This is a genomic window from Anaerolineales bacterium, from assembly GCA_016928575.1.
In the GTDB taxonomy this organism is placed as follows: Bacteria; Chloroflexota; Anaerolineae; order Anaerolineales; family RBG-16-64-43; genus JAFGKK01.
Window position 1 is genome coordinate 1 of sequence record JAFGKK010000100.1, and the last position, 10,348, is coordinate 10,348.

The window sequence follows — 10,348 nt, forward strand, 5'->3', positions numbered from 1 at the left end:
CTCTCCTGGCATAAGTCAGGAGAGGGGGAAGGGGTTGTGGGGTTGGGGGTGAGGAAAGGGCAGAGACGGGGGGCTGAGGAGATACAAAGAAGGGTAATTGCTTAGCCAGTGGTCGTCATCCCGGCGCCCGCCCTCGGCGCGTTTTTCGCCGGGGTTGATTTTGGCCGGCATCCATTGAATTATCAAAACCCGGCTTCGAGTACCCCCGCTTCCCCCGCTTCGAGAGGGCAAGCGCGAGGGCGGGCGCCGGGATCCGCCGGATGCGCTTTCCATCCTCCGCCGACAACCGCTTCGCGGCTATGACATCCAACGGTGATAGCAACTCTTCACCATCCAAAAGCCCGCCTTCTTCTGGACCAGGTATTCGAACCAAAGCGGCGGCATTCCCCAGGCATGGATGTTGCCTTCGACAAATGCGAGGTCCGCGCCGTCCCGCCGCAGAACGCGCAAGCGGGCTACGGCTCCGCCGCCGGGGACATATTCCCCTCTCGGATCGTCCCCAACCCGGTAGGCATCCTCCACCCAGACGATCCGCATCGGCAGATCCCGCGCTCCGCGGCTGACACCCGACCGGACAGCTTCTGAAAAGGAAAGCCGTTCCGTTGTATTTCCTTCCCCTGCGGCATGGGGCGCATGCAGGATGAAAAGAATAGGCTTAATCGAGTCTTTTCCATTTGGCCGATGCGACGCGCACAACCTCCGCAGCACCGCCCGGAAAATCTCGATCTCCGTTCGTTCTTCCGATCGTTCCGCGGATTCCGCCTCCGGGGAAATCCGGGGGAAGACGTTTTCCACCGCAAAATCTCTGGGGCCGGGATTGATCCAGTTCCATTCGCATTCCATGTTCTTCTCTCCTCGGCGGAAAGCCCCGCTCGAAGGCTTCCGTTGAGAGGATCATACGCCAAGGTTATTTCGGATGGGTTACGGCGAGGTTACGGTCCTGTCACAGACCAGGTCCGGGGAAAGGTCAGGAAAGCGGCTTTAACCAGCCCTTTTGCGCGGCGACTGCGATCGCCGCGGCGCGGGAATCCACCCCCAGTTTGTTGTACACGCTCGATAAATGGGCTTTCACTGTCCGTTCGGCAATCTTCAACCGGGCGGCGATTTCCTTGCTGCGTTCGCCCCGCGCCACCGCCTCAAGGACTTCCAGTTCGCGCTCGGAAAGGCCGATCGATCCGGCCGCATCCGGCGCCGTCTTTCCCGCCGAGTCGTTCCTTCCCTGTGCGCGCGACAAGGCCCTTTCGAGGATTTCCGGATTCAGCAGCGTCTCCCCGCGGGCAGCAGCCCGGATCGCGCGGAACAGGCTTTCGCGGTCGGTATCCTTAAGCAGGAAGCCGCGGGCTCCGGCGCGCAACCCGCGGATCATCAGATCGTCCTCGTTGTAGGTCGTCAGGATCACGACCGCCGCCTGCGGATCCCTGGCGCGGATGGTTTGGATGGCGGTGATGCCGTCCATCCCGGGCATCCGCAGGTCCATCAGGATGACGTCGGGACGGAGTTCCTCGGCCAGCCGGACGGCTTCGCCGCCGTCGGCGGCTTCCCCGACCAGGGTGAATTCCTCCCGGCTTTCAAGAATCAGCCGCAGGCCTTCGCGGACAATGCGATGGTCGTCGGCGACCAGGATTCGCAGCGGGGATTCGGCAGTCATGGTCATTCTCCGATTCCAACTAAACTCCGGCGGCGGCCTGCGCCGTTGCGCCCAGCATCCGCGCCTTCCGCGCCGGTTCCATCCAGCTGGCCAGGATGGCGTTCCTCCTCACCGTCTCGATCTCGCCCGGCGTAAAGCCGAAGACCGTCTCCAATAGCCGGTATTCCTCCGCCAGAGTGTTGCCGAACATCTTGGGGTCATCCGTGTTCACCGTCACCAGGAGGCCGCGGTCGAAATAGCGCCGGATAGGATGGTCTTCAATCCGGCCTACCACTCCGGTGCGGACGTTGGAAAGCGGGCACATTTCCAGCGGGATCTGTTTTTCCGACAAATACTCCAACAGCGATTCATCCTCTTCCGCGCGGGTGCCATGCCCGATCCGCTCCACGCCGAGCCGCCGGATCGCCCCCCAGATGCTCGCCGGGCCGACCGCCTCCCCGGCGTGGGCCGTGGCATGGAATCCCGACCGCCGCGCAGCGGCAAACACGCCTTGGAACAGTTCGGGCGGGTACTGATGCTCCGACCCACCCAGACCGACGCCGACGACGCCCAATTCCCGGACCTGCTCCACTTCCCGCAGGGTTCTGGCCGCCCCTTCCGGTCCCAAATTCCGAATCAGATCCGCGATTAACACAATCTCGATCCCCGGGGCACGGTTCAATCCGGCGCGGATTGCCCGCGTGATCTCTTTTACCTCCAAGCCGGTTTCGGCAAAGCTCGACGGGGCGTAATGCGCTTCGGCGTATGCGATGTTCTGGCTGCGCAATTCCAAGGCGGCCCGTTCCGCGATGAATGTGAAATCTTCATATTCCCGGAGGAACCGGTTTTTCCAAACCCAGGTTTCGATGAAATGCGGAAAATCCCTGTACCGAAAGCGGCGATTCAACGCTTCTTGGTCGGGCACGGCCGGATCGCCGCCGTATTTTTGGATCAATTCCCAAAGCGCGGGATGAGGGATCGCCCCTTCGAGATGCACATGCAGCTCGACCAGCGGAACGAGCGCCGCGCGCCGCGTGTCAGGCGTCACCGGAAAACTCCGCCTCCCAATAGCGGTCCAGCTCCAAAGCCCCCGCGTACACCTGAAAAAGCGCCGCCCAATCGCGCCCCGCCCAACCCGCATTCATGTTCCGGCGGATTTTGGTCCGGCTTTCCGGACTTTCGTCGCCCCACACCTCGGCGGTTATTTGGCCGAGTTTCCCGAGACGGATAAGCAGGTAGTACCATTCCCCGGCCTTCAGCATGCTGTGGGGAGAGTCCGCGCCCTGCCATTCCGTCCCCTCCCAGCCTTCCCAACCCGCCCTCTGAATCCCATCATAACGGAAAGCCAGCATCCAGGAATGATTGCTCGCAGTCCGCCAAACGCCGGTCACCAATGCCAGATTGGCCGTCGTGCGTTCTTCATACCGGGAGCGAACCAGGAATCCCATTCCATCGCGGATCGTCGATTGCGTCCGTCCCAATCCTTCCCAGATATCCTCATATTCCTCCGCCTGGATCCGCACCACGCCGCCGACTGTGGATATCTTCATGGTCGGGTTAGAACCTCCGGTTCCCCAACCGTAATCCAGTTGCCGGCAGATAAAATCATCGAACCAGGTGACGGTGGCCCCGGGGATCAGAACGTCCGCTTCGCGTTGTGCGGCCCGCATCTCCTCGGAGCCGGGCAGCGCAACGCAGGGGGGCGTGGAGGTGAATATCGGCCTGCGGGTGGCCGTCGGCGGGGGGGTGAGGGTCTCCGCAGCCGTCGACACCGCCGCCAAGGAAGGCAACAGCGGGGGCGCCGCCGTTGCCGTCGCCGGGAATAGGCGGCCGATCGTAGAACAGGGTATGCTTCCCAAGATAAGGAAGGGGACAACCATTCGAAGGCGGGCGGGGTGTATCTGCATGGTGAATCGGCGGGCCTGCGTTTACGGCTTTTGGGCCTCAAGCAGGAACCGATGCCCTTCGACCGTGAATGTTCCGGATTTCTGGATGGTGGTGTGGATCTCGGCGAGTTGGTCGTAATATTTTTCGATCGAGAAATCGCTTACCTGCCAGGAGATGGCTTTCAGATAATACACGACCGCTCCGACATCCTTAAAACCGACCGGCGGGAATTCCTCTTTCCGCTCGAGGATGCGCAATCCGGCGGACTCCAACTGCTTGGCGGCCAAGTCCAGAGTCCATGCGGAAGCCAGGAAATCCGGCTGCGCGTTCAGCGCCTCGTTCAAACGCGCGCAATTGCGTCCGCCAACCTGTTGGGTGATGAAGCGCCCGGAGGGTTTGAGGAGGCGGAAAAACTCCGACGCCAGGATTCCCCCATGACGGTTGATCAGCAAATCGAAGGTGTTATCTCCGAATGGAAGCTGGGGCATGGCATGGGTGTCGACCACCTTCACGCCGAGCGGCTCAAGCCGGGATTTAGCCACGGGAATATTCGGTGGATGCCCTTCGGTGGCGCGGGTCTCGGGCGGGAACGGCTGCAACGACGCGAGGAATTCCCCTCCCCCGGTGTCGAGGTCCAGCAGCGAATGCACTCCGCGGATTCTCTCCAGAACGATCTTCCGGTAATCCCAAGAAGGCGGCGTTTCCAACATCCGATCGGAAACAAATGAAAAATCCCAACCGTTGAAATCCTGCCGCCAGGCATCCTGCATGATTTTTTCAAAGACGTCTTTATCGAAGGTCATGGATTATCCCGTCCGGCGGCCGGCAGTGGTTTTCCCCGGTTCACGCAGGAAAGCGGACAGCACCCAATCGAGAATTCCCGCGGGGAGCTTCGCCGCCAGCAGATCAGGAATGATACGACGCCCCGGCGAGTAATACAACCGGCTGTTTTCATGGTAGACGGCGTGGAGGACGTCGCGGACCACAACCTCCGGATCCTTTTCGGTCCGGGCCGGGTTCTCAAAGGCGGCAGCCAGCATCCGCACCGCCCGGGCGCGGAAATCCGCCGCCGCGTTGATTTTATACTCTTCGAACGCAGGGCGTTCTTTCCGGAAGGCTTGCGACCGGACGGCGCCGGGGCGGATCACCGCCACCCTGATCCCCAGGGGGTTCAGCTCGCGGCGCAGGCTGTCCGAGAAGGCCTCCAGCGCCCATTTCGCCATGTGGTAGGGAGCCCAATAGGGGAAGGCGAACGTCCCCGCCACAGAGCTCATGTTGATGATCACCGGCGAGGAGGCGGATTTCCGCAGCAGCGGATACAACGCCTGCACCATGCGGACCGCCCCGTAGACGTTGACGTCGATCACCTGTTGGAAGTAGGCCACGTCGCGGTCCATCAAAGCCCCCCACCCGATCACGCCGGCGTTGTTGATCAGCGCGTCGAGGCGGCCCGGGCCGGATTCCACCCGCCGCGCCAGGTTAACAATGTCGTTCCCATCAGTGACATCCAAACGGACACCGGTGACATTTTCCAGGCTCGAGAGTCTGCCGATATCGGATTCCTTCCTAGCTCCCGCAAACACGGTGTTCCCATCGCGCCCCAGCCGCTCCGCGATCCGCCCGCCGAGGCCGCTCGAGGCGCCGCTCACCGCTACGATCTTCCGGCCCCTGTGCATGCGTCCCTCCTATCGGTGGACACGAACCCGCCGCCCCGGGTTTCCGCCCGGCGGTCGCATCCGTTTATTTCATCCCCTCGATTAGCTCCGCCGTCTGTTCCATCGGCCGCGCCGCCAGGATTTTCTCGCTCGCCCGCCGGCAATGCTCGCGTAAGGTCAAGGAACCGGTCAACGCTTGCAGCTTCGCCGAGAGTTCCCGTACGCTGCAATTGCGGAAATCGACCCAATCGCCCGCGCCCAACCTACGGATCCGCCAGGCGTTGTCGTGCTGGTCGTAGGCCATCGGATGGAGCAGCTGGGGGACACCCGCCCGCAGCGCCTGGGCGCAGGTCCCGATCCCTCCGTGATGGACCAAGGCGGCCGCCCGCGGCAGCAATCGGCGGAACGGGATGTACGAAAAATACCGGATGGAATCGGGCAATCGCTCCGGTATCTGTCGCGGATAGCGGGAGAGAAAGATCGCCCGCTGGCCGGCGGCTTGGCAAGCCTCCGCCGCAACCCGCAGAAACGCCCCTGCCCGCTGCATCAGGGAGCCGGGCATGAAAACAACCGGCGGGGCGCCGCCTTCGAGAAACGTCCGCACCTCGGGCGGCAACTCCGCTTCTTGGTCCTCGTCGAACAGCGGGAAACCCGTCAGCCGGCTCGAGGCCGGCCAATCCGGCTGGGGCGCTCCATACCAGGACGGAAACAAGCCGATCACCCTTTGCGGCGAGTGCCCCCACACCGTCATGATCCGTGCGACGGGCTGCAGGCCGATCTCCTTCCGCAAGGCATTCAACGGCGGGCCGATCAGGCGGTCGGTGACGGCCGCATCCGCGATCCGCCAATACAATTTCTTCAAGCCGAGCGGCAGCCAATCGGGGAAGGGAAACACCGCGTTCTTCGGCATCTCGTACGCGGATTTAAATGTCATCGGAGAGAGATGCAGGGTGGCATTGGGGATGCGGTGTTTTTCCTGAATCAGCCTGGCGGCAAACACGAGGATCGAACTGGCGATCACCGTCTTCCCCGGCAAGATGGATTCCATCAGCCGTTCGTAAGCGGTGCGGATATTGGGCAGGATCAGCGTATCGAAGAATGCCGGAACGCTTTGCCGGGGATCGAACAACCCCGGGTGGCCGGCGTACCGGTCGTATTGCTCGGGGGTTCCGATCGGCACAAATTCCAGGTTGTATTTTTCAGCCAACGGGCCGAAGTGAGGATTGGTCAACAAGGTGACCGTGTGCCCGCGTTGCTTCAACAGCCGGCCCAATCCGACATTGGGGTATACATCGCCATAAGACCCGAGGGTGGTCAGGAGGATTTTCATGTTTTTCTTCCCGTTGCTTCCGGCCCTCGGGGCGAATCGGACTCGGCGGTCACCAGCGCGATCAAAAAACCGTCGTATCCTTTCACGCCCACGGTTTGGATCGCCGTGGCGTCCACCCGCGGTTCGGCGCCCACCAGCTCAAGGAACCGCCGCATTCCGACAACCGAGGGATCGGCGCACCGGGGATCGGCCACCGCCCCGCCGCGGACGACGTTGTCGGCGACGATCAGGCTCCCGCGGCGGGAGAGTCTCAGGGACCATGCGAAATATTCCGGATTGTGCTCCTTGTCGGCGTCGAGGAAGATCAGGTCGAAGGGGCCGATCCCCTCTCGGTCAATCTGCGGCAGAAGGTCCAGAGCCCGTCCGACCCTCACCTCCGCTGCGCCGGACAGTCCGGCTTTGGCGAGGTTGGCGCGGGCGACCGACGCGTGGCGCGGGTCGGCTTCCAACGTGATCAGAAGGCCGCCGGGGGGGAGCGCCCGGGCCATCCAGATCGCGCTGTATCCGGCCAGGGTTCCGATCTCCAATATTTTCTTCGCGCCCGTCAGGCGCGCCAGAATCCAAAGAAATTTTGCTTGGTTGCGCGCCACGTGATGAGCCGGCATCCCTGCCGCTTCCCCCGCCCGAAGCGCCGATTCCAACAGCGGATCCGCCGGGACCAGCCGTCCTTCGAAGTAATCATCCACCGCGCCCCAAAGCTCCTCCATCGAGGCTCCTTCCCTTACCATCGACCCCCCGTTGACTTTACGGATTATTCTTCCTTCTTCCGCCCGCCGAATTTCGGCAGGAAGCGCGGCACCCTCCGGCAATACTCCTCATAGGCCGCGCCGAAACGCCCGCGCAATTCCCGTTCCTCCAGAACCACCACGAGAAAGAAGACCGGCAGGCAAACCAGCCACACCAGGTACGCCCCGGTAAAATTCGCCGCAAGAACATATCCCATCACCCATAAATTGGCCTCGATGTAGCGCGGGTGGCGGACAATCTTATAAATTCCCTCGCTCAGCAGAATTCCCGGGTACTTTTCCGGCGAGAGTTCGGGCACGCCCGAGAGGTTCGAAAAACCCGGGCTTTGCTTCCGGCGCCGGCGGATGACCAGCGCCGCGGCGACGCACACCGCCGCAAGGGCAAGGGTCCACCCATTGAAGCCCAAATCCATCCCGAGCAGCCGGTCGCGCAACCGCCAGGCCGCGGCGACATACAGGATCACCGGGATGGACAGGAGGGCGTACGTCCGCAGCGGCCCCCATTTGCGCCAAAAAGCGGAAAAGGGATGGATGACGATCCACAAAAAAAGCGACGGCGGATGGCTGGCCAGCACGACAAAAGCGATTCCATAACGGATCCAATCCAGGGCGGTCATGAGTCCGCCCCTTCCACAACGGCTTTCCGCGTCCTATTCATCCGCACGAAGGGAATCGGAACCCGGTTGCGGGAATCGATGCTCATCGGGCGGCTTCCAAACGCCGCCGCCCCGCGTGGAGGGCACGAACCAACTCCCGCGCCTTTGCTTCGCCGAAGGCCGGATACGGGATATGCAACGACCCGGCCGTCTCCGCCGCCAAGCCGTGGAAGAGATCCATCGAGGCAAACACTGCCCGCCAGACGTCCTCGGCATCGTAGTGCGCGAACGCCTTCTCCAACGCGGCCACCGCCTTCGGATCCACCCACTCCTCCAGGAATCGCCCGCGCATCCAGGTGTCCACCGCCGGTCCGCGCGCGGCGCGGGCGTGCCATTCCAGCATCCGGCGGATCAGGTTTTGCAGGCGCATATTGGAACACGAGGCGGTCCACCACAATTCCCCCCGCCGCAGATGCTTCGCCGTCCAAACCGCGTGATACCAAAAATCGTTCACGCTGTCGAGGAAAACCGCGTTCTCCGGAAGCCCCTCGGATCCGGACGGCGCCTCCGGCGGACGGATCTGTTCCATCACGCCGTCCTTGTCGAGGATGACCCGAACTCCGCGCCGGAAGATATCGGCGAGGATCGGCGGGAGTCTTTTGCCTTGGAGAGCGCGGAGGTCTCCGGCCGGCACCGGTGCGAAGTCCACGTCCAGGCCGCCGGCGAACAACGCGCGCCGTTCACAGCCTCCGTCCGGAGTGGTTTCCAGAAAGGTGATCCAGGGTTCTCCGATCGCCCCGAGCCAATCGGCGTGCTCGATCAGGAGCCGCGGTTCTACCGCCACCACCAGCAGGTCGAGGTCAGACCATTCGTCCGCCGGATGGTCTTTCGTCCGCGCCCGCGATCCGATGACGGCCGCCGCGCGGATGTTGTCCTCTTTTTCAGCCCACTGGAGGAAGTTCCAGATCAATTCTTCATAGTACGGCTTCGCATCGGGCATGGCAGCACTTCCGATACCCCGTGGTCGCTTGAGAGCAACGCCGGCGGAACCGTCATTCGGCTTCCAGCACCGGCGCGATCCGCTCCATTGCCCAGTCGATATCCTCTTTCCGGATGATCAGCGGCGGCGCGAAGCGGATCACGTGCTTGTGTGTCTCCTTGCACAGCAATCCGCGCTTGGCAAGCGCCTCGCAGAATCGCCGCGCCCCCCCGGCCGCCTCGTGCAACTCTACGCCGATCATCAGCCCCCGGCCGCGGATTTCCTTGATGTGCGGGCTCTCCACCCCTCGCAGGCAGCCAATGAAATATTCCCCCATCCGGGATGCGTTTTCAATCATGCCCTCTTCCACCAGAACCCGCACCGCAACGCGGGCGACCGCGCATGCCATCGGATTCCCGCCGAAGGTGGAGCCGTGGTCGCCCGGCTGGAACACGCCGAGCACTTCCTTGTTGGAGAGCACGGCCGACACGGGATAAAAACCGCCCGAAAGCGCCTTGCCGATCAGGGTCAGGTCGGCTTCCACGCCTTCGTGCTCCTCGGCCAGCATCTTGCCCGTGCGCCCCAGGCCGGTCTGAATTTCATCGGTGACCATCATGATCCCATGCGCGTCGCAGATCCGCCGGACGTCGCGCAAGTATCCCGCCGGAGGGATGATGATGCCGGCCTCGCCCTGGATCGGCTCGACCAGGAACGCCACCGTTTCCGGTTTGATCGCCCGCTCCAGCGCGCCGGCATCGCCGAACGGGATGATGGTGAATCCCGGCGTGAACGGGGAGAATCCCTCGCGGTACTGCTCCTCGGTGCTGAAGCCGACGATGGTGATCGTCCGCCCGTGGAAATTATTTTCGCAGGCGATGATCTCCGCCCGCCCTTCGGGCACCCCGCGCTCTTGGTATCCCCACTTGCGGACCGCCTTGATCGCGGTTTCGACCGCCTCGGCGCCGCTGTTCATCGGCAGGACGGTATGCGAATGGGTCAGCTCGCAAAGTTCCTTGTAGAAGGGCCCCAGTTGGTCGTTGCGGAAGGCGCGCGAGGTGAGGGTCAGCTTCTCCGCCTGTTCCTTCATCACCGCGGCGATCTTCGGATGGCAGTGGCCCTGGTTGACGGCCGAATACGAGGAGAGGCAGTCCATGTACTTCTTGCCGTCCACGTCCCAAACCCAGATCCCCTGCCCGCGGGTCAGGACGACGTCGAGCGGCTTGTAGTTCATCGCGCCGTATTCGTTTTCCAGCCGTATAAAATTCTGAGTTTGCATGAGTACCTTCCTTGATGCTCCTCCGTATCCCACGGAATATTCTACTGTATCCGGCGGATTGGTGGTAAAGGCGAAAAAGAAGAGCGCAAAGGCGCTAAGGTGCAAGGTCGCCTTGAATAAATGGATATTTTCCGCGTCTTGGCACCTCTGCGCCTTTGCGCCTTTGGATTATGCAACATTCTTTCTGTAAAATGGTCGGTGCCATCGGGTGATCCGGATTAATTGATGGGTTCTTCCCTCCCAGGAAATGTC

At 62.4% G+C, this 10,348-nt stretch carries 11 protein-coding genes; all 11 read right to left on the reverse strand.

Going from position 1 to position 10,348, the window contains the following annotated elements:
* Positions 1-297 precede the first annotated feature (297 nt).
* Positions 298-537, reverse strand: a complete 240-nt coding sequence (locus tag JW929_12580) for a hypothetical protein (protein MBN1440235.1) — start codon at positions 535-537, stop codon at positions 298-300.
* A 430-nt stretch (positions 538-967) separates the two neighbouring features.
* Positions 968-1,648 (reverse strand): response regulator transcription factor, encoded by a 681-nt coding sequence (locus JW929_12585; GenBank protein MBN1440236.1) that lies wholly within the window; start codon positions 1,646-1,648, stop codon positions 968-970.
* Positions 1,649-1,667: 19 nt separating this feature from the next.
* Positions 1,668-2,675, reverse strand: a complete 1,008-nt coding sequence (gene add / locus JW929_12590; protein MBN1440237.1) for an adenosine deaminase — start codon at positions 2,673-2,675, stop codon at positions 1,668-1,670.
* Positions 2,665-3,534 (reverse strand): hypothetical protein, encoded by an 870-nt coding sequence (locus JW929_12595; protein ID MBN1440238.1) that lies wholly within the window; start codon positions 3,532-3,534, stop codon positions 2,665-2,667. The genes add and JW929_12595 overlap by 11 nt, the downstream gene beginning before the upstream one ends.
* 21 nt (positions 3,535-3,555) lie before the next feature.
* Positions 3,556-4,317 carry a class I SAM-dependent methyltransferase gene (locus tag JW929_12600; protein ID MBN1440239.1) on the reverse strand — a complete coding sequence of 254 codons (762 nt, stop codon included), beginning with the start codon at positions 4,315-4,317 and terminating at the stop codon, positions 3,556-3,558.
* 3 nt (positions 4,318-4,320) lie between these two features.
* Entirely contained in the window at positions 4,321-5,190 is an 870-nt protein-coding gene (locus JW929_12605; GenBank protein ID MBN1440240.1) for an SDR family NAD(P)-dependent oxidoreductase, read from the reverse strand.
* A gap of 64 nt (positions 5,191-5,254) precedes the next feature.
* On the reverse strand, positions 5,255-6,499 hold the full coding sequence (locus JW929_12610; protein MBN1440241.1) for a glycosyltransferase family 1 protein: 1,245 nt from the start codon (positions 6,497-6,499) through the stop codon (positions 5,255-5,257).
* Entirely contained in the window at positions 6,496-7,206 is a 711-nt protein-coding gene (locus JW929_12615; protein ID MBN1440242.1) for an O-methyltransferase, read from the reverse strand. The genes JW929_12610 and JW929_12615 overlap by 4 nt, the downstream gene beginning before the upstream one ends.
* 44 nt (positions 7,207-7,250) lie before the next feature.
* Positions 7,251-7,862: an isoprenylcysteine carboxylmethyltransferase family protein gene (locus JW929_12620; GenBank protein MBN1440243.1), complete on the reverse strand. Its 612-nt coding sequence runs from the start codon at positions 7,860-7,862 to the stop codon at positions 7,251-7,253.
* A gap of 82 nt (positions 7,863-7,944) precedes the next feature.
* On the reverse strand, positions 7,945-8,841 hold the full coding sequence (locus JW929_12625; GenBank protein MBN1440244.1) for an aminoglycoside 6-adenylyltransferase: 897 nt from the start codon (positions 8,839-8,841) through the stop codon (positions 7,945-7,947).
* A 52-nt stretch (positions 8,842-8,893) separates the two neighbouring features.
* Positions 8,894-10,096, reverse strand: a complete 1,203-nt coding sequence (locus JW929_12630; protein ID MBN1440245.1) for an ornithine--oxo-acid transaminase — start codon at positions 10,094-10,096, stop codon at positions 8,894-8,896.
* Between the last annotated feature and the right edge of the window lie 252 nt (positions 10,097-10,348).